The sequence below is a fragment of the Streptomyces sp. NPDC088246 genome (genome assembly GCF_044741025.1).
Classification (GTDB): Bacteria; Actinomycetota; Actinomycetes; order Streptomycetales; family Streptomycetaceae; genus Streptomyces.
Genome location: NZ_JBIURV010000007.1, coordinates 1 through 19,866, shown reverse-complemented (window position 1 = coordinate 19,866; position 19,866 = coordinate 1). Strand labels below are relative to the sequence as shown.

The following is a 19,866-nucleotide window of genomic DNA, read 5'->3' as shown; positions in this document are numbered from 1 at the left end:
TGCGACCATGGACCCGTGGCTAGCAAGCGAGGCAAGCAGACAGTGCGGGACATGTTCCTGTCGATGGCGGTGATCTCCGCTGCGGCAGGGCTCGTTTACATCTTCATTCCGCACGACGAGAACGCCAACCCGGTCAAGGCGGTCGACTACCGGGTGGAGCTCCTGACGGCGCGGCGCGCGGCACCGTACCCGGTGGCCGCCCCGGACGGACTGGCCAAGGAGTGGAAGCCGACCTCGGTCAGTTACGACCGCCGGGCGGGCAACAGCTGGCACCTGGGCTTCCTGGACCCGGAGGGCAAGTACGTCGCGGTGGAGCAGTCCACGTCCCCGGCGCAGAAGTATGTGACCGAGGTCAGTCAGGACGCCAAGAACACCGGGCGTACGCAGCAGGTCGCGGGCGAGACCTGGCAGCACTGGAAGGGCGAGAAGTACGACGCCCTCGTGCGTCAGGGCAAGGGTGCGACCACGGTGGTCACGGGTTCCGCCTCGACGGAGCGGCTGGCGGAGATGGCCGCCGCACTCAAGTCGTCCTGATGTCCTGTACGGGGCATCTGCCTCGTACAAGGCGCACGGAGGAGGCCCTGGAGCAACGTGATGCTCCAGGGCCTCCTGCGTACGCGCGGCGACGGTCAGACGGTCGTGATGACCTCGTCGTAGGCGAGGCGCGGCAGGCGCGGGAACCAGGCGTCCTCGCCCGGCTTGCCGATGTTGACGACCATCAGCACCTTGTGGTCGCCGTCCAGGAACTCCTTCTCGATGCCGGCGGCGTCGTAACCGGTCATCGGGCCCGCGGCGAGGCCGGCGGCGCGGACGCCGATGATGAAGTACGCGGCCTGCAGCGCACCATTGAGCGCGGCGGACGACTCGCGGACCGGGCGCTCGGAGAAGAACGCGTCCTTGGCCTGCGGGAAGTGCGGCATCAGGGCCGGGAGCTCCTCGTGGAACTCGTTGTCGGCGACCAGGATGGCGACCAGCGGGGCGGTCGAGGTCTTCGGCTGGTTGCCCTCGGCCATGTGCTTGACGAGGCGTGCACGGGCGTCGTCGGAGCGGACCAGGACGACGCGCAGCGGCGACTGGTTGAACGCGGTGGGGCCGTACTTGACCAGGTCGTAGATCGCCTGGACCTGCTCCTCGGTCACCGGCTCGTCGGTGAAGGTGTTGGCGGTGCGGGCCTCACGGAAGAGGAGGTCCTGGGCGGCGGGGTCAAGAACGAGGGACATCTTGCGTATTACCTTCCGGGCGTACACGGGGATCAAGCAACGCCGACCACGGTACGGGAGAGGTAGGTTAACTTTCAACTAAAACCGGAACGGAGTGATCTGTTCCACAGCGCGGGCCTCTTGTGCCATTCGTCGGCAGGGGGGGATCTCCCGATCGCGGGCGCCCGCCTGCCTTGCGCCCGCCTGCCTTGCCGTGGTCGGCCTCGTCCGAAAAGCAGGGGCCGGGCAGCCGGGCGGGCCAGGGAGCCGGAAGCCGGGCCGGCCGGGGAAGTCGGAAGTCGGGGAGGCCTCAGCCGTTGTCGGCTGTCGTGCCGCCGTCGCTCTCCTGGGGGGCGGCCGGCCCCGCCAGGGCCGCGTCCAGCCGTGCGCGCGCGCCTTCCAGCCAGTGCCGGCACACCTTCGCCAGCTCCTCGCCCCGCTCCCACAGCGCGAGGGACTCCTCCAGCGTCGTACCGCCCGCCTCCAGGCGGCGCACCACCTCGATCAGCTCGTCACGGGCCTGCTCGTATCCGAGCGTGCCCGCGGCACCAGCCGTCGTAGTCCCGTCGTCCGTCATGTGCCCCACCCTACGTTCCGGCTCATCAGGAGCCTCCTACCTCGTCCGTCATCGCTTTCGAGCCGCCTCGGCGCCCGTCCGCCTCGTCCGCCCCCCCGCACCGAACCCCCGCTCGCTCACTCACTCACCCGCACCGCGAACTCGCCCCCCGAAACCCGCGCCCGAAGCAGATCGCCCGGCGCCCCCGCGTCCGCGGGAGCCCGCACCACATGGCCGTCCGCCCGCTGCAGCACCGCATACCCGCGCTCCAGCGTCGCCGCGGGCGACAACGCGACCACCCGTGCCCGGGTGTGGGCGAGCTCCGAGTCCGCCCGGTCCAGCAGGTGCCCCAGTACCCGTCGGCCCCGCCCGATCAGCGCATCGATCTCCGACGCCCGCTCGTCCACCATCCGCTGGGGATGCTCCATCGCGGGCCGGCCCAGCGCATGTGCCAGCCCCCGCTCCTCCCGGTCCAGCAGCCCCCGTACCGTCCGCAGCGCACGGTCCCGCAGCTGCTGTACCCGGTCCAGCTCCTCGCCCACATCGGGCACGACCTTCTTCGCCGCATCCGTCGGAGTGGAGGCGCGCAGGTCCGCGACCAGGTCGAGCAGCGGGGAGTCCGGCTCATGACCGATCGCCGACACGACCGGCGTACGGCACGCGGCGACCGTACGGATCAGCTGCTCGTCCGAGAACGGCAGCAGATCCTCCACGCTGCCGCCACCCCGCGCCACCACGATCACGTCGACGTCCGGGAGATCGTCCAGCTCCTTCACGGCCTGGACGACCTGATTCACCGCGTGCACCCCCTGCACCGCCGTGTTACGCACCTCGAACCGCACCGCGGGCCACCGCCGCCGCGCGTTCTCCAGAACGTCGCGCTCGGCCGCCGAGGCCCGGCCGCAGACCAGCCCGATCAGCTGCGGCAGGAACGGCAGCGGCTTCTTCCGGTCGAGCGCGAAGAGCCCCTCCGAGGCCAGCGACTTCTTGAGCTGCTCAAGACGGACCAGCAGCTCACCGATGCCGACCGGCCGTATCTCCGTGGCCCGCAGGGACAGCTGGCCGCGCGGCGCGTACCACTCGGGCTTGGCGAGCACGACGACCCGCGCTCCCTCCGTCACGACATCCGCGATCCGGTCGAAGACCTGACGGAAGCACGTCACGCTCACCGAGATGTCCTGCGACGGGTCGCGCAGCGTCAGAAACACCACGCCGGCGCCCGGCCGCCGTGACAACTGGGTGATCTGACCCTCGACCCAGACGGCGCCGAGCCGGTCGATCCACCCCCCGATCAGCCGCGACACATCACCGACGGGCAGCGGAGCTTCCGCGGACGTTTGGAGAGCCATGCGAGCGAGCGTATCCGCCCCCACCGACAATCAGCCGCCCACGACAACAGCCACTCCGACTCGCCCCCGCCTCAGGCTGTGCGCCGCCCCCACTGCAGCGCCAGGACCACCAGCCCCGCCCCCAGCCAGCACACCCCCACCACCTGAGCGCTCGCGGTCGCCTCCACGATCACCGCGATCAGCACCCCCGCACCCGCCACCGGCACCAGCACATGCCGCCACCAGCTGGGCGGCCCCTCCATCCGGCGTACGGCGAACCAGCCGACCACCGACGCGTGCAGCAGCACGAACGCCGTCAGCGCACCGATGTCGACGACCGACACCAGACGGTCGAGACCGTCGGCGCGCCGGGCCGCCCACACGGCCGCCACCAGCGTCACCGTCGCGGCCAGCAGGATCGCGACCCGCGGCACCCCGGACCGCGGGTCGACCTTGGACAGCAGCAAGGGCAGCCGCCGCTCCCTGGCCATCGCGAACAGCAACCGCCCCGCGGCCGCCTGCCCGGCCAGTGCCGCGAAGGCCGCCCCGATCGCCTTGCTGACCGCCACCAGATCGTGCAACCAGGTCCCGACCGCAAAGTCCACCGTGTCGTAGAACGCCGCCCCCTGCGCGGCCGGATCGGCGGCCAGCTCCGCCGACGTCATCGGCTCCAGCAGCGCTGCCAGATAGCCCTGCGCCACGAACAGCACACCCGCGAGCACCAGACAGAACAGCACCGCCCGCGCCACCTTCGACGAGCCCCCCGTCACCTCCTCCGCGAACGAGGCGATCGCGTCGAAGCCCAGATACGACAGCACGGCCACCGACACCGCCCCCAGCACCGCCGGAGCGGAGAAGCCGGAATCGCCGGTGAGCGGGGTCAGCCAGCCGCGCTGCGCCCCGTCCCGTACAAGAACCACCACCGCCGAGACCAGGAACACCAGCAGCACCGCGATCTCCATCGCGAGCACCGCGAAGCCGACCCGGGCGGCAGCCCGCACACCCCAGAGATTGAGCAGCGTGGTGACGACGACCGCGAGCGCCGTCCACACCCACCGTGACACCGACGGCACGAGCGAGTTCAGTGCGATCCCGGAGAAGAGATAGGCGACCGCGGGGATCAGTAGATAGTCGAGCATCGCCATCCACCCGGCGATGAACCCCGGCCCTTCCCCGAGCCCCTTGCGTGCGTACGCGAAGACCGAGCCCGCCAGCGGGGCGACCCGCACCATCTGGGCGTAGCTGAAGGCCGTGAACGCCATCACGACGGTCGCCGCGACATAGACCAGCGCGACCGCACCGTCGGATTTCGCATCAAGGGTGCCGAATACGCCGACGGGCGCCATCGGAGCGATGAAGAGGAGCCCGTAGACCACCAGATCCCGGAAGCCGAGCGTCCGCCGCAGCCTGCCTTCCTCCTGGTGCGCCCCCTCCGCCTCCGTGACCCCGCCGCCGCCGCCGCTGCCGCTGCCCGTCCCCGACATGAGCCCTCCGTCGATCGCGTACGCATCAGTCTTGCGACCCCGCCGATCTTCCGCGCGTTCGGCTCGGCCTTACGATGGGACGCATGACTGCTACGACACCCCGCCGCGTCCTGCTCGCCGCTCCCCGTGGCTACTGCGCGGGCGTGGACCGTGCCGTGATCGCCGTGGAGAAAGCCCTGGAGCAGTACGGCTCCCCGGTGTACGTGCGCCACGAGATCGTCCACAACAAGTACGTCGTACAGACCCTGGAGAAGAAGGGCGCGATCTTCGTCGAGGAGACGGCGGAGGTCCCCGAGGGCTCGATCGTGATGTTCTCCGCGCACGGCGTCGCACCGACCGTGCACGAGGAGGCGGCCGAGCGGAAGCTCGCCACGATCGACGCGACCTGCCCCCTGGTCACCAAGGTCCACAAGGAAGCCGTCCGCTTCGCGCAGGACGACTTCGACATCCTCCTGATCGGCCACGAGGGCCACGAGGAGGTCATCGGCACCTCCGGCGAGGCCCCCGAGCACATCACGCTGGTCGACGGCCCCGAGGACGTCGCGGGTGTCGAGGTGCGCGACCCGTCGAAGGTCGTCTGGCTCTCCCAGACCACGCTCTCCGTCGACGAGACGATGGAGACGGTCGGCGCGCTCAAGGAGAAGTTCCCGCTCCTGATCTCGCCGCCCAGCGACGACATCTGTTACGCCACGCAGAACCGCCAGATCGCCGTGAAGCAGATGGGCGCGGACGCCGACCTCGTGATCGTCGTCGGCTCCAAGAACTCCTCGAACTCGGTCCGCCTGGTCGAGGTCGCCCTCGGCGCCGGTGCGAACGACGCCCATCTGGTCGACTTCGCCGACGAAATCGACGAGGCCTGGCTGGAGGGTGTCTCCACGGTCGGCGTCACCTCGGGCGCGTCCGTTCCCGAGGTCCTGGTCGACGGCGTCCTGGCGTGGCTCTCGGAGCGCGGTTTCGAGGACGTGGAGATCGTGAAGGCGGCCGAGGAGTCCATCACGTTCTCGCTGCCCAAGGAACTGCGCCGCGACCTGCGCGCCGAGGCCGCGGCGCTCATGGAGAAGTGACGGCTTCGTGTCGACGGCTTCCCGTTCCGGGAAGTGAGCCGGGCCACCTGCCCGTACCGTGGATTGCATGCAGATCTTCGGCGTGGACATCGGCGGATCCGGGATCAAGGGCGCTCCCGTGGACCTGGACCGCGGAGACCTGGCACAGGAGCGCCACAAAGTACTGACACCGCACCCGGCCACGCCCAAGGACGTGGCCGACTGTGTGGCGGATGTGGTCGGTCATTTCGACTGGTCGGGCCCGGTGGGCATCACCTTCCCGGGCGTCGTCACGAGCGGCTGCACACGCACCGCGGCCAATGTCGACCAGGGCTGGATCGACGTGGACGCCCGCGGACTGCTCGGCGACAGACTCGGCCTTCCCGTCACCGTCCTGAACGACGCCGACGCGGCCGGCATCGCGGAGATGGCGTTCGGCGCGGGGCGCGGCCGCAAGGGGACGGTGATCGTGCTGACGCTCGGTACGGGAATCGGCAGCGCCCTCTTCATCGACGGCAAGCTCGTCCCCAACACCGAGCTGGGTCACCTGGAGCTGAACGGCCGCGACGCGGAGAAGCACGCCTCCACCAAGGTCAAGGAGGACGAGCAGCTGAGCTGGCACCACTGGGCGCACCGGGTGCAGAAGTACCTGACCCATGTGGAGATGCTGTTCTCGCCCGAGCTCTTCATCATCGGCGGCGGAGTCAGCCGCAAGGCCGACAAGTTCCTGCCGCTGATCGAGCATGTACGGGCCGAGATGGTGCCGGCGGAGCTGCAGAACAACGCGGGCATCGTGGGAGCGGCGATGGCGGCGGCGAACACGGCGTAGGGCTCACCCTGCTGCCTCGCCCTGCCCTGCGGCCCCCGGCCACCGCCTGGGGCGACGCGGCCGCCCTTCTATCGGTCCCGGGTCACCGCTGGGGGCGACGGGGCGGCTGGGCGGGCCGCGCCGCCTGCGAGGCCAGCAGCATCCGACGCTGACGTTGCCGCTGCCGCATCAGCCGTACCTTCCGTACGGTCGCGATGAGCCCGGCGATGAGTGTCCCGCCGTACAGCCACCCGGCATGTACGGCGAGCGCGGTGACGAGCGCCATGGTCTGGCCGCCGAAGCCACCCGTGCCGCCGGAGATCGGGATCACGCCGACGGCGAATGCGATCGGCACGATGATCGGCGCGGTCACCAGGTCCGCAGGCCGTACCCACAGCGCGGTCAGCGCGCTGACCGGCAGGAACAGCACCCCGAACACGGTCGATGAACCGTCGAGGAGCAGCCAGTCGAGGCACGCCAGCAGGAACATGGAAGCGGCGGCGAAGAGCCCCGCACCGATGCCGGTCAGCCGGGGATTCGGCAGCCTGCGCAGCGCGAGAACGGCGGGCGGTACCGGCCGGGACCGGCCCTCCGGCTTCGCGTCCATCACCCGATAGACGGCGGCGGCTTCGTCGATGGTGCCCTGCGGGGACAGCGGGGCCTGCCGAGACTGCCTGCGCTGCGGGGGACGTGTCCTGTGCTGCTCCACCGGGACAACGTAGGTCGCCGGGCGGGAGGAAACGGGTGCGGGACACGCGCTTTGGGCGACCTTAGGGGTGAGTTCGATGCCACACGGCCGAACGGGAACCGAATCGACGCCCGGCCGGACCCGTGGCTGCCCGGTTGCCCCCGCCCGTAAACTGGAGAATCGGCCCACCCGGGCCCGACGCTTTTCCGCCCGTCCCACCACCACCACCTCCTCCCTCCTCCCTCCTCCTCACTCCTCAGGAAGTCGCCAACGTGTCGCTCACGATCGGGACGGTGAGCCTTAGGCGCAAACTTGAGCCGCTGTCTGCCCCGGCGTCGAGCGGATTGGGCAGTGCTCGCGGAGGAAGCCTTCCAGGTCGTGCATCATGAGCCCGGTCCCTTGCGGTGGTGTAACCGCGTCGGGGATCTTCGGTCGTGGGGTAGATCGAGTCCCTGCCGCCCGTGGGGAGGTAGCTGCGGGCGAAGGCGATCCATTCGTCGTGCATCTCGATGAGGACGGCGGTGGTGAGCCGTTCGAGGGCGGCGGGGTTGGGGAAGATCTGGACGACGTCGACGCTGCGCTTGATCTCCCGTCTTCTTCCAATGTCGCTCGGCGAAGGCGGTCAGGTCGGTCTTGGCTTCCAGGAGCATGGCTTTGACCTTGGGGAACTGCCGTCCGAGCATGTCGGCGACGGTGTCGAACTGGAACGGACCAGTTCGGCGGTGGGCTGGGCGAAGATCGTGTGGATCGTCGCGGCCACCATCTCGCCGGAGTCTTTGCTGATCGCACAGAGATGACGTTGCGCAGGAAGTGAATGCGACACCGCTGGTAGGCGGCGCCGAGCATGACCTTGCGGACCACCTTGACCAGCCCGGAATGATGGTCGGCGATGACCAGGCGGACCCCGGTCAGGCCGCGTTCACGCAGGGAGCGCAGGAACTCGGTCCAGAACACATCGGTCTCGCTGTCGCCGACCATGAGTCCGAGGACTTCGCGTCCGCCATCCTCGGTGATGCCGGTGGCGATGACCACGGCTTGGGAGACGATCTGATGGGAGACCCGAGCCTTGCAGTAGGTGGCGTCGAGGTAGATGTAGGGGAAGCGGATGGGTTCAGGGGCCGGGTGCGGAACACGTTCAGTTCCGTGTCCAGGGCGCCGCAGATGCGGGAGACCTCGCTCTTGGAGATGCCGGTGTCCCCGCCCAGGGCCTTGACCAGGTCGTCCACGCTGCGAGTGGATACCCCGTGGACGTACGTCTCCCCATGATCACGGTGTAGAGGGCCTGGTCGATCGACGCCGGCGTTCCAGCAGTGACGGGAAGAAGGATCCGGTGCGGAGCTTGGGGATCGCCAGGTCCAGGTCCCCGGCCTGCGTGGTCAGTGCCTTCTCGCGGTGCCAGTTGCGCATCGTGGTGCGGGTATCGGTGTGCTCGCCCGGTGCGGCACCGATGTGGGCGGTGGCCTCGGCCTCGATGAGTTCCCGTGGGGTCCTCTGGGCCAGGGCACGGATCAACTCGTTTCCGTCCGCCGTACGCAGAGAGGTTTTCTCAGCGAAATGATCTCCGTGAAGCGGGCTGATCGGGACATGCCCGGATGGATCAGCCCGGGCGGCCCGGCTCTGGGCAGACGTAAAGCCCCTGGTAGGACGGATGTCCGTAACCACCAGAGGCTTCACGTTGGTCACCTACGTTGCTACGCTCGACGTCCCGCGCCACGGTCGTGGAGTACCTGTCCCGCCTCGAGGGCCCTCAGGCGCCGGTAACCGGGGTCAGAAGGCTCGCAGCCTCTCGATGTGGCGTCTCTGCTGTTTGTCGTCCTGTTTGATGTGCACACTGACAAGCACTCTACGGCCGTCCGGCTTGTAGTAGATGCGGCCAAGCCGCTCGCTTCCCGCGATGCCCGTCGCCAATTTCGTCACCTCATACCAGCCAGGCATTCCCTCAAGGTCCCTTCCGACAAGGCGCCCAGAGTCGATCTCAGTAAGTGCTCTCATCGTGGATGCCGGCGAGTCGAGGTTGGCGATCACATCGACTGCATCGAGAACAAAATCGAGGCGGCTGAACGCCTGAGGCAGGAACTCAATGACACCCCCGCGCCGTGGCCGTTGCGCGGTCGCGACGCGAAGTCGCTCAGTCTCCAGCGCCTCGAGTTCCGTCACTCTCCCAAGGAGTGCGTCTACCTGCGCCGCCAAGTCGTCTGCGCGTGCTCCGCTTTCTGCGGTCTCCGAGTCGGCCGCTCGCACACGCTCCAGCAGCAAGGAGTTTTCGGCAAGAGCGAGTTCTCGAAGTTCCTCGGCGTCAGCGAGGCTCTTCACCAGCTCCGCCGTGTTAGCCGTGCCTCCTAGGCCTTGTCGGAGCACGGCGAGTTGCTCTTGCAGATCTGCATGATGGCGTTCTGCGAGGGCAAGGGATTCTCGGTATCGATGCTCGCTCGCTTCGGCGTTCGCAAGATCGTGACGGAGCTGCGCGAGCTCACGTTCAGCCGCCTCGCCCTTGCGTGTCGCGACGTACAGCTGGTTGAGCAGCTCTTCGATCCGAGCCTCGGCATCAGCGAGTCGAGCGGTCGTCGGATCCGTGACTGGCACCGCCGGCGCGAGAGACGACGGCGGTGCGATGACAGCGCCGACGAGCGCAAGTGCTTCGGCCTGGCTGCCCTTGAACCGAAGGCGCGCGAACCAGTCGTAGAAGTTGCCGTCATCTGCTGGACGATGGCTGACGTCCCAGCGCTGGACGCTGACATCTGCGTCCTCAAGCGCTGACACCAAGCTGCTGGCAACGCGATCCGACGCGTTGAAGACGACGTAATGCCCGTACTGGTTGGTTTCGAGGTGCCACTCGACGTCGAAACCGCTGGCTGTCTCCAGCGGTTCGCCGACAATGGGAGCGTACGGAACCTCTGCTCCGGTGAACAGGAAACGATCGCAGTCCGCCAGTTCCCAGCTCGATCCGTCCAAGTCGATGAGATTGCCCTGCCGGAGCGGGTAGACGGAGCCCGCATACGCGACGCCCGCATATCCATCGGGAGTCAGACGAATCGGACGTCGGACTCCGGACTCGACTTCCGTTCCGTGGTCAAGCACTCGCACGAGTGCCTTGCCGCTCGCCATGTCACGCCGATCCGCATCGACACTCCGGGTGCCCCCACTGGCGCTTGCAGACGGCGCACGGCTGGTAGTACAGGTGTTCCAGTACCTGGGCTTGTGTCGCTCCGTCACGCACGTGCCGGGCGAAGGCCCCTGAATTGCGCAGATACAGCACGTCGCCGGGAACGGTCGCTTGGTCCTTGTCCCTGGCCACATTCGCACGGACGACCAGTCCCGCCTGTGGCACGGCTATGGACTCCTCAGGCGATTTTGGGTTCGCGGCAGCGCCTGCGGGCACAGCCAAAGCCGGGAGGCCAAGACCGAACTCCAGGTCGTAGTACGACTCCTTGACCCGATCGTGCTTCTGGCTTGATGTTGCCTCGACCGACAACACCAAGTCGTCGTCGAGAGCGACCTTCAGCTCGAGGCGCTCGTGCAGTGGCGGCGCGGTCTCGTCGACGCCGAGTGTGATCATTCCCAGCGACGTTCGCCGCTCGCTCGCCTGCGGATGTGATGACAACGCGGTCGGAGTAGCGATCGGAAATTTCGCCTTCCCGTCCGTGGGATCCGCGCAGTATAGGTGAAGCGTTTCGTGCTTGACCTCTCCACCGAGAGGCATTTCAGTGCCCGCTGCGAGGAGCGGCAACAACGACCCACGGGCGAGCTCGAGTTCGATGGGCTTTGCCAGCCGGAGCCTCTGCCTGTCATGTGCAATCCACGCAGCTCCTTGTGAGATCAACGTGGCACTGTTCGTCGGCACCTCGACTCGGTCCGGACCGAACATCTCGTACAGTCGGCTCCGAATCGCGGGCATGGCCGCCATGCCACCGACCACTACGACCAGCGAGACCTGGCCGGGAGCCATCGACAAGCTGCCGAGCAGCGACTCGATCTCGTCAATACCTGCCGTCACGAGCGGCCGTGTGATCTCTTCCAGCTCTTGACGCGTGAGCTGGTACTGCAAGGTCGCACCTGATTGGAAGTAACTTGGCCGGTAAAACGTCACGTCAACGCGGTCGGCCGAGAGCTCGATCTTGTTGCGCTCCGCGTCTTGGAGGAGCCGGAGTTCAGCCTCAGGGATCGCAAGGTCGTCGTCAGTGGCACTTCCGCGAGCCCGAACGCGCTTCACGACCTCGTCGCGAATCACCTTGTCGAACTCGTCGCCGCCGACCTGGGCCGAGCCACCGTTGCGAAGTTGTCGCACCTGTTCTTCGTCGACCCGGCAGAGAGTCAGGTCCAGCGTTCCGCCGCCCCAGTCGACAACCAGGACGTTTCGTCGTGCAAGCCGCCGCGCCATCTCTTCTGGGTCGTTCGCTCCTCGGATGAACCCGTACATGGCGGCGAGCGGCTCGTGGACGAACTGGGCCACACCCATCCCGGCCCCCGCGAACGCCTCTCGCAGCGCCGCGCGTCGGTGCCCGTTCATGGTCACGGGGATCGTGACCACAGCGTTGTCGAGGCCGCCGAGCACGTTCCGCTGCGGACTGCGCAGGGACTCCGATCGGACGTGGCGCACGACGTCCGCAACGATGTCCACCGGGCTCCGGTCGACGCCTCCGACGGCGATTGCCTCCTCGCCGAGGAGGAACTTCGGCGATTTCACCGTGTTGCCGTGCACCCCGATGCCCGCGGCACCCAACGCGTCCTTGGCCTCGCGGCCGACGACAACCTGCTCGCCTTCGTACCGGACGATCGAGGGATGTGGCCGGCCAGTCTCGACGTCCATCACGTCGATCACGCGGTCACCAACTACCACCGAAACCAGGCTGTTGGTCGTTCCGAAGTCGAACCCGACGATCATGCGAAGCCTCCAGACGCGTCCTTCAGCTGCTCGACCTCACGGGTGAGGGCAAGCAGGGAACGGTCGAGGAACTCCTCCGCGACGTTGGGCGCACCGTTCCGGAGTGCGTGCAGACCATCGGTAAGTAGATCGATCTCACCCCCGAGACGCCGGATGATGCGCGTTCGCAGCGTTTCGTAGTCGTCCGTCATATGGCTCTTGTCGACCACTCTGTTATCGCGCTCAGCCGCGAGCTCCTTCTGCAGCCGCACCACGTCGGCCGAAAACGCGTCGGCGCGAGCCATCGCAGATTGCTCACGCTCCTTGACGGTCGAAAGCTCACCGCGGAGCCGAGTCTCGCGATTCTGAGCAGCGCTAGCCTCACGCTCGAGTTGTGTGACCTGCCGTTCCAAGCGGGCGATCCGGGTTAGGTAGTTCGCGCCCACGATCCCGAGCACGTCGAGATCGCGGCTTGCCCCGACCTCGCTGGCGGCTCGCTCTAGCCCTGTTGCCTCCGGGGCCTCGTACCTCCAGACAGAGCCGTACGACGCATCGATGAACTGATCCAGGGTCCACTCACGCTGGAGCACGCGGAGGAGGCCGTAGCACGCGATCGCATTCTTGACGAGGCGCTCACTCTCAGCGGTCTTGAACTGCTCCGGGGACAGTCCAAGATCGTCGGCGCAGACCTGCCGGGCCATGTTGCGCAGGTGTTCGGTCGAGAGCTGCGGACCCTTGCGGGGATCGACCAGCTGGTTCACCCAGACCCGGAACACCGGGCTGTGGCCCAGTGCGACTACCGCGAGGTCAAAGAGCCGGTTCAACGCCGGTGCGAGGTCACCATTCTCGGCGCGCTTGAGCGGGACCCCCTGACGCGCCGCGTACTGAAGCAGCTTGAACGGGGTCGACAACGTTGGGTCTGTCGGCGCGAGAGACCGGACCAGCGCGCTCTGTGACGCGATGCCCTCATCGGTAATCGCCAGCTTCTTGAGGGCCTCCTTCGAGAACTCAAGCAGTCGAGTGTTCGACTCGTAGGCGAACGTCAGCAAGTCCTCGACCGAGGTAATGATCGGCTTTGGTTTCGCCTTGGACTTGGCCTGATGTGGCCCCTCCTCTGCAACGGATGCCGCCGGCGCATTGTCAGTAGGCGTGGCCGAGGCGATGCCATCGCCGGTGGCGGTAGCCGATACGGGGTCGCCCGGCCCCGACTCCGCGCCGGGCTCTGGAATGGTCTCGTTGCTCAACGTCCTACCTCTTGCAATCGGGTCCGAAATCCTGCGTACCAGGCGCCGGTCTCCTTAGAGTGCCTGAGCGCCTCGCCGTGTCGTGATGCACCATCAATGTCTCCCACGGCGAGCAGCGCCTCAGCTGCGATGAGCCGGACCTTGAACTGGTCCTGGGGCCGGAGCTCGCCCAGTGAGGGCAGCAGATGGGCAACCATGGACGACTGTGTCCCGTCCAAAGCCGTTGCACCGACGTCCAGGAGGTCCTCGGTAACGGAGTCGCTCAAGGCCTGATCGAGGCTTCCGTGCGACCGGTCGGCCAGGCTTGTCGTGGCGAATACGCCGCCTGTGAGGAGGGATCGGAACCGCGCTGCGACATCGGAGACGCGGTGGCTGTTGGTCTTGCGCACCGCAAGTTCGAACTGATTGTAGTGCAACGCGACCAAACCGCAGATCGCCTCCGCTGCAGGCCGGTCGAAGGTCGACAGTAGAGAGACAGCGCTGTTGTACCGCTGCTCGTAGAGCGGCGCACCCGACCCGTCCACCCGGCCGGGGTCCTCGACCGCCTCACGTGCAAGCACGCCGTACAGGTATGTCGCCAGACCTTCGCGGTAACGGCGGGCCGTCACCCCGCGGCCGGCACGCATGATGAAGGTGTCGATTGCGTTGCGACTCAACTCACGGCTGGAGATGAGTTTTTCCAAGGCATGGTCTACGAGGCAGAGGTCGTCTTCTTCTGCAAGGCAGAAGTCGAACTCGAACGTCCGCTCCAGCGGGCCATTGGAAACACTCACTGTCTGGACGCCAACCTTCACCGACGCGAGGAAGCCGGCGGCCTCAGACGTTGAGGTTTCGCGGCCGTTGACGGCGATGGATTCGACATCCGAGGTAACCCAATCGGCGGAGCCACTGGAGCTCGTGACCATCAAGCGTGTGCGCCCGCACTCTCGTCCCCTGAAGAGGAGGGCCGGCCGCTTGGTCGCATGACCGTCGAAGCGGTGTGCTCGGCGGGCGCGCTTGGACGAGAAGACGAGTCCACACTCAGTGCAGGGAAACTCAGGGGGCTTTGGCGGGGCTGGCAGTCCGACCGATTCAAATCCGATCGGCTCATGGAACTCCATGTAGCCGGTGTGCCAGAACCCCATGAACCCCTCCTGTCGCTTCCTGATCCGCGTCCCCTACGCCTTCGGAAGGCTAGTCGGAGCGCGGGGACTTTGCGAGGTAAAAGGCTCTGTCCGTAGCGGGTCACGCCCCGTTCTCTGTGTGGAGGATCGCTGCCCTGGCTGCCCAGGCCAGTAGGCTCTGTCCGCGCATGGACAGTCCGAGCCGGTTCCAGTGGAAGATCACGTGGTAGCTGAGCACCTGTCGCAACCCGCGGTCGAGCGTTACGTCCTGGACGGCGTGGCCTAGTTTCTGCCCCGCTTCGCGGAAGGCGGCAGCCCACTCGGCGACGGGCTCCAGCGATCCGCCGGGGCGCAGCAGGGCGTTGCTGTCGGCGAAGAGCAGGGGCCGGATCTCCCGGGCGCGGGCGTGGAGGATGCCAGTTGGGACATCGTTGATGGCCGAGCGGTGTTCGTCCGTGATGACGCGGTGCCAGACGTCCCCTTGCTCGTACCACTCCAGTTTGGCAGCGCGCATCATGAGCGTGCAGAGAAGGACGGACAGCTCGCGAGGCCCCACGGCCAGGTCGCCGCGCTGCCGTAACTGCTGTGCTTCCCGGCTGTCAGTGATGAACAGGGTGTGCGCGGCTGTCATGCCGGCCGCGCCTCCGAATGCCGCGGTCTCCGGCTCGTAGATGCCGGGCCACCATCGTTGGAGATGCCCGTCGGCGACGAGGCGGTCCAACTCGTCACCGACAGTCGACTCGGCGCCGATCGTGGGTCGTACGCGCAGACGAAGGCGCCAGCAGGGGTGCTTGCGTGTGTACCACCAGCCGTCGATGGCGCCGGCGGCTTCAGCGTCTCGCAGGGCAGGCAGGACGTGTGTGGTGAAGGTGTTGTCGGCGTTCGCCCAGTCGGTGAAGTGGAGGTATGCGTGCCACCAGTCGGTGGTGGTGGAGCAGCGGGCGAGGGCTTCTCTGCCGGCCTGGTCGTAGAGCTTGACAGCGTCGGACAGGGCCACGATGTCCATCCCGTACTGGTGCGCGGCGTCGGCGATCGGTAGTCCGGCGAGGACAGCGAGGACCGCGCCTTGGACCCGGCTCGGTTTCGTCTGGGTCAGTTGATCAGGAGACATGAGTCCCATCCGGTGATCGGAGCCTGCTGTGAGGCGTAGGTGGTGAGGGCGAGCGCGGTGCCGGCGTCGCCGTTGATCAGCCCGGCCGCGTGGAGGCCGGGCATCTGGGCGTGCGCTGCGAGAGCGCCGCCGAGGCGTGCTGGGAGGGTACGGAGGCGGGGGTCGAGAGCGTCGGCGGCTGCTCGGGTGGCGGTCTGGTAGATGCCTGCCCAGCCGTGGCACAGACCCGAGTCGGTGACGTGGGCAAGCTGTTCGGGGTCGGTCAGGGCGCTGTACAGGGCGTTCTCGTAGAACGCCTGGACGTCGGGGGCGCGCAGGGCGAGCCCGGCGAGTTGCCCGGCTCGTGCGATGCCCGTGGTTCCGTAGCACCAGCTCGGCCGGGTGGGAGCGTCGTGGTGCGGGCGCCCGAGGTCGAGATCGCGGCGCGAGATGTGCTCGGGCCACCAGGGGCCGGAGGGACTGAGCTGGCACCAGGCGTCAAGGTGTTCGCAGATGCTCCATATGGCTTCGCGGTGGCCGCTGACGGTGATGCCGCGGCGCATGGCCTGGGCCAGCAGGAGGAGCGGGCCGGTGATGCCGTGGGCTGCACCGAAGTTGCCGTGGCCGCCCGGCAAGTGGGGGGATTCACCGCGAACCGGGTCGTGGCGGACCCACCAGCCCGGCAGACCGCGGCCGTCGGGGACGAGGGGGCGGGTCAGGGCAACGAGGTACTGCAGGACTCGTTCCAGGGGGAGCCCTTCGGGGTCCGTCCGCAGGAGGTACGCCCCGATGCCGGTGAGGCCGTAGAACAGGTCGTACTCGGCGAACGTGGGCAGGTCGCCCTTGCGGATGCGGGTGAGCGCGGCGTCCACGCGGCGGTGGGCCATGCCGATGATGTGCTGGTGCAGGGTCCGGCGCGCTGGTTTGTACAGGTGCTGGAAGGACGGCGGAACGGTGGTGAGGACGAAGCCGAGTGCCGGGGCGCCGAGGAACAGACCTGTGGTGTCGGCCGCGCTGATGCGCCCAGCGGCTGCGGCGGTGATCCACCGGTGGGCGGGGCGCCAAGAGCCGCCGTGACGGCTGGCCATCTCGATGTGCAGCAGGCTGATTCCGGCGGCGCCGTCGGCGAGGGACTGCACCGCCCACGGCTCGTCCGGGGGCGGCGGAGCGGGTTGTGCGAGGTGGGCGGTGTACTGGTCCAGGATCGTCGCGGTGGTGACGGCTGGCGCGGTCATCGGGACGCCATCCGGTGCTGAAGGGCCGCGGTTCGTACGAGCCGGATCGTGGTCTCCTCGGCGCGCGGGTCTACGCCCAGAGCCCGGACGTGGTGCTGATGCAGGAGCGACCGGGCGACGTCGAGCGGATCACGCTGACCGGTCAAGGTGTTCCGGTAGGCATCCACGGCGGCGGCGCGGGCCCGCCATGCTTCGGCGACCGCCGGACCGCCGGGGAGGGCCGCGAGCGCGGAGGAGCCGGTCGGCGCGGCGAGCTCGAGCACCTGGGTACGCAGGGCCCGGTCCAGTCGCCCTGTGCCCTGGGGGAGGTTGCGCACCAACCACTCTTCGGCCGCCGCTGTGTCCGGTGCCAAGGGGGCGACGATGTGCAGGGCGCTGGCCGCGGCGAGGGCGTGCGGGACGACGGCGTCGGTGCGCTCGGTGAGGTGGATCTGCGCGAGGGCGGCGGCGGAGTCCGCTGCGAACACCTGGTGCGCGGCGTCCATGGCCGCCGCGCCGCCGAAGCGCCCGGTCTGCGGCTGGTAGGGAGCCAGGACGAGCCCGGCCGCCAAGCCGATCCCGTGCAGGCTGTCCGCCCACCTACGAACGTGCTGGGCGGCAGTTCCGTATGCGTCCGGCGGCAGGTGCAGCGTGAGGTCGAGGTGCTGGTCGGCGTCCGGGCGGGCCATCTCCCGGTGCCGGGTGAACCACCAGACCGGCGGGGTGTCGCCGAACGCGGCGAGAAGGCTGGGCAGATGGCGGCTCAGGATCTCGTCGTAGCGGCGCGGGTGGGCGTGGAGCTGCGCGAACAGGACGTCGCCCGCGCCCGGAAGATGCCGCCCAGGGACCGTCACCTTGACGGGGCGCGGCCGGGGCACTACGGCGGTGTCCGGCTGCGACCGGCCCAGGGAGAGCCAGATCTCGTGTGCCCGTCCGATCCAGCCGTGGGCGTCTGCGTCCGGGACCTCGCGCAGTTCCAGGCTCCGGGCGTTGTCGAGGTGGGCGCGCAGGGTCCGGCGGTGGATCGGGTGGGACAGGTCGAGGGGGAGACGTTGGTCGTACTCGATCACGGCGACCTGCATCGGGGCCCGAAGCCGGTCCCGCCAGGCGTCAAAGGCGTGCTCCCACTCCGCGGTCGGGGCTTTACGGCCGGGCAGGTCATCGGCCATCAGCAGCCATCGGGCCTGAGAAAGGATGGTGCGGCGGTAGCGCACCCGCGGGAGGAACGGGAGCCGGGAACCTGCACCGAAGTCGAACGGCTTGTAGGCGGCGAACCGCCCGTTCGCCACCTCGGAGAGGAACCGGGCCAGCGGCGGGGTCTGGGTCCCGCCTTCCAGGGCATGCAGGACCCGCACGTCGATGCGCCGACCGGTGGAGAGCTGCATGAGGTGGAAGCTGCGCGGGTCCGCGGTGACGGCGATGTCGGCGAGCTGGATCGTCGTCTCGTCCGTGTCCCGGTGGCCGGACAGCTCGATGACGTGCGGCAGCAGCCGCGATGTACGGGTGACGTTCTCGTTGCGGTGTCGGCGCGGCGGGAACACGAGCTGCGCTGTAAGGACGCCTGGCTCCCCGTGGTACGTGGCGGCGAGCGCGTCCTGATGCTCGGGCGGCAGGATGTGGGCGAACCGGCCGGCCATGCTGCTGCCGGGTCGAGGTGCCGCGGTGAGGAGGACGTTGAAGGAACCGCGGGACAGAGCCGTGGTGCTGGGGGAGTGGACTTCGAAGGCGGCCTCCACACGGGGCACGAACAGCCGCTCGTCGCTTCCGGCGGCCTTCTCCAAGGCGTCGACCATGTCGTCCGTCAGCCGGAGTTCATCGCGTCCGTCCAGGAGGACTTGTTGCAGCAGGGCGAGCAGCAGTTCGTCGCGGTCGGTGCGCAGCTTCAGGGCGGCGCCGCGTTCGGAGCCGATATATCCGGCGGGCAGGCCGAGGCCGCTGTCGGAGACCAGGTCCATCACCGGCACCAGGGCGCCGACGCCGTACCGGGCCCGGAACCGGCGGTGGTAGTCGCGCCAGTGCTGGTAGCCGTAGGGCTGCGGGGTGGTCCGGTACAGGGCCGACACGGCTGCTTGCACTTCCGCGATCACGGCCTGCGGGAGCTGGGTCTCGCAGTCGAGGGCGGTGTCGATGAGCAGCGGTGTCGGGGTGACGGGGGTGAGGGCGCGCATCCGCGCGGCGAGGGTGCTCACGCTGGTGTCGGAGAGTGTCGGCTGGTGGGAGGACACGACGTCGCGCAGCGCGTACAGAGCGTGGACCAGGTCCCGTACCTCGGGGACGCTGTCCGCCTGGTGCCGGCCCAGTTCGCGGCACAGGTGCTGGAAGGCGTCCACGGTGGTCATGGGCGCCCACAGGCTGGTGATGAGGAACTGCTGCTCGACCAGGCCCCGGAGGAGAGCGTCGATCTTTTCCGGGGTGGCCTGCGGGAAGCTGTCGCGCAGGTGGCCGTGGAGGTCGCCGTAGGAGATGAGGGTGCGGGCCGCGTCCATGGCGGCGGCCACAGGCCGGGCGTTGCGGACGGATATCTCGACAGGGGCCAGGAGGACGGCGTGGCCGTCGGAGGGCGGGCCGGGCGCCACGAGCCGGTCGCCGCGCGTGTGAGCGGCGTTGTTGGCGACGAGCGGTAACCGCTTCAGCAACGCGGGGGTGCGCTGGAGCCGCAGGACCATGTCGGTGACCCATTCGGCGTCCGGCCGGATCACCGCGCGGTGCTTGTCGCGCCACCGCGCGCTCGCCCGGGGCCCGACAGTCACCGGGGCGGTGCCGGCGAACAGGCCGAGCGGGGTCGGGCGGTGCTGCCACCGCAGGAGGTAGGAGACCGTCGACAGCGCGGTGCGGCGGACGTGACGGGGCTCGGCCTGCCGGCCCCGTACGACGGCCTCGATGGCGTCGGACAGGGCGGGGGTGGCCAGCTCCAGCGCGCTGCGGAAGTCCTCGCGCTGCCAGATGCGGTTCAGCCATCCGCGGGTGACGGCCACGTTGTCCAGGTTGAGGGTGCGGGGGATGTCTGCCGGTCCGGGGCTGGTGGTGGCGCGCAGCATCGCCACGCCCTGCCACTGGTAGCCGGCGACTGTTCGGGAAGCCATGAGGCCCTTCCGTCAGGCGGCGCGGGGGAGGGGAGAGGGGGAGAGGGGCCGGGGGGGGGGGGGGGGCCCGGGCGCCCCCCCCCCCCCCCCCGCCCCCCCCCCCCCCCCCCCCCGGGGGCCCCAAAAAAAAAAAAAAAAAAAAAAAAAAAACAAAATATTATATAT

At 68.5% G+C, this 19,866-nt stretch carries 15 protein-coding genes and 1 pseudogene; 3 read left to right on the top strand and 13 right to left on the bottom strand.

Translation table 11 applies throughout. From position 1 onward, the window contains the following. The first annotated feature begins 15 nt into the window (after positions 1-15). Entirely contained in the window at positions 16-534 is a 519-nt protein-coding gene (locus ACIPEK_RS12210; RefSeq protein WP_401994115.1) for a DUF4245 domain-containing protein, read from the top strand. A gap of 95 nt (positions 535-629) precedes the next feature. Here ACIPEK_RS12210 and ACIPEK_RS12205 read toward each other — a convergent pair whose 3' ends face one another. The 4 genes from ACIPEK_RS12205 to ACIPEK_RS12190 form a co-directional block, all read right to left on the bottom strand. Further along, positions 630-1,220 (bottom strand): malonic semialdehyde reductase, encoded by a 591-nt coding sequence (locus ACIPEK_RS12205; protein WP_093896807.1) that lies wholly within the window; start codon positions 1,218-1,220, stop codon positions 630-632. Positions 1,221-1,509: 289 nt separating this feature from the next. After that, the gene (locus ACIPEK_RS12200) at positions 1,510-1,776 is read right to left on the bottom strand and encodes an exodeoxyribonuclease VII small subunit (protein WP_401994112.1); all 267 of its coding nucleotides are present in this window, start codon (positions 1,774-1,776) and stop codon (positions 1,510-1,512) included. A gap of 116 nt (positions 1,777-1,892) precedes the next feature. Then, positions 1,893-3,104, bottom strand: a complete 1,212-nt coding sequence (gene xseA / locus ACIPEK_RS12195) for an exodeoxyribonuclease VII large subunit (RefSeq protein ID WP_383075847.1) — start codon at positions 3,102-3,104, stop codon at positions 1,893-1,895. Positions 3,105-3,175: 71 nt separating this feature from the next. Beyond that, complete coding sequence (locus tag ACIPEK_RS12190; RefSeq protein WP_401994108.1) at positions 3,176-4,567, bottom strand: APC family permease; 1,392 nt, start codon at positions 4,565-4,567, stop codon at positions 3,176-3,178. Between the two features lie 74 nt (positions 4,568-4,641). Between ACIPEK_RS12190 and ACIPEK_RS12185 the strand changes: the two genes are divergently transcribed. Together ACIPEK_RS12185 and ppgK are read left to right on the top strand one after the other, a co-directional pair. Continuing rightward, positions 4,642-5,631 carry a 4-hydroxy-3-methylbut-2-enyl diphosphate reductase gene (locus ACIPEK_RS12185; protein WP_383075843.1) on the top strand — a complete coding sequence of 330 codons (990 nt, stop codon included), beginning with the start codon at positions 4,642-4,644 and terminating at the stop codon, positions 5,629-5,631. Positions 5,632-5,698: 67 nt separating this feature from the next. Further along, positions 5,699-6,439 carry a polyphosphate--glucose phosphotransferase gene (ppgK, locus tag ACIPEK_RS12180; protein ID WP_401994105.1) on the top strand — a complete coding sequence of 247 codons (741 nt, stop codon included), beginning with the start codon at positions 5,699-5,701 and terminating at the stop codon, positions 6,437-6,439. Between the two features lie 82 nt (positions 6,440-6,521). Here ppgK and ACIPEK_RS12175 read toward each other — a convergent pair whose 3' ends face one another. The 9 genes and pseudogenes from ACIPEK_RS12175 to ACIPEK_RS12135 form a co-directional block, all read right to left on the bottom strand. Beyond that, positions 6,522-7,127: a DUF6542 domain-containing protein gene (locus tag ACIPEK_RS12175; RefSeq protein WP_401994102.1), complete on the bottom strand. Its 606-nt coding sequence runs from the start codon at positions 7,125-7,127 to the stop codon at positions 6,522-6,524. A gap of 406 nt (positions 7,128-7,533) precedes the next feature. After that, positions 7,534-8,684: pseudogene (locus tag ACIPEK_RS12170) on the bottom strand (IS256 family transposase); the annotation flags it as partial. 189 nt (positions 8,685-8,873) lie between these two features. Beyond that, positions 8,874-10,211 carry a hypothetical protein gene (locus ACIPEK_RS12165; RefSeq protein ID WP_401994099.1) on the bottom strand — a complete coding sequence of 446 codons (1,338 nt, stop codon included), beginning with the start codon at positions 10,209-10,211 and terminating at the stop codon, positions 8,874-8,876. 1 nt (position 10,212) lies between these two features. After that, positions 10,213-11,988: an Hsp70 family protein gene (locus ACIPEK_RS12160; RefSeq protein ID WP_401994096.1), complete on the bottom strand. Its 1,776-nt coding sequence runs from the start codon at positions 11,986-11,988 to the stop codon at positions 10,213-10,215. Continuing rightward, positions 11,985-13,211, bottom strand: coding sequence for a hypothetical protein (locus ACIPEK_RS12155; RefSeq protein WP_401994093.1), 1,227 nt, complete (start codon positions 13,209-13,211; stop codon positions 11,985-11,987). Before ACIPEK_RS12155 ends, ACIPEK_RS12160 begins: the two co-directional genes overlap by 4 nt. Further along, positions 13,208-14,335 (bottom strand): hypothetical protein, encoded by a 1,128-nt coding sequence (locus tag ACIPEK_RS12150; protein ID WP_401994090.1) that lies wholly within the window; start codon positions 14,333-14,335, stop codon positions 13,208-13,210. The genes ACIPEK_RS12155 and ACIPEK_RS12150 overlap by 4 nt, the downstream gene beginning before the upstream one ends. 100 nt (positions 14,336-14,435) lie before the next feature. Further along, on the bottom strand, positions 14,436-15,425 hold the full coding sequence (locus ACIPEK_RS12145; protein WP_401994087.1) for a thiopeptide-type bacteriocin biosynthesis protein: 990 nt from the start codon (positions 15,423-15,425) through the stop codon (positions 14,436-14,438). Beyond that, positions 15,407-16,639, bottom strand: a complete 1,233-nt coding sequence (locus ACIPEK_RS12140) for a lanthionine synthetase C family protein (RefSeq protein ID WP_401994084.1) — start codon at positions 16,637-16,639, stop codon at positions 15,407-15,409. The genes ACIPEK_RS12145 and ACIPEK_RS12140 overlap by 19 nt, the downstream gene beginning before the upstream one ends. Then, complete coding sequence (locus tag ACIPEK_RS12135; protein WP_401994081.1) at positions 16,636-19,701, bottom strand: lantibiotic dehydratase; 3,066 nt, start codon at positions 19,699-19,701, stop codon at positions 16,636-16,638. Before ACIPEK_RS12135 ends, ACIPEK_RS12140 begins: the two co-directional genes overlap by 4 nt. Positions 19,702-19,866: the final 165 nt, after the last annotated feature.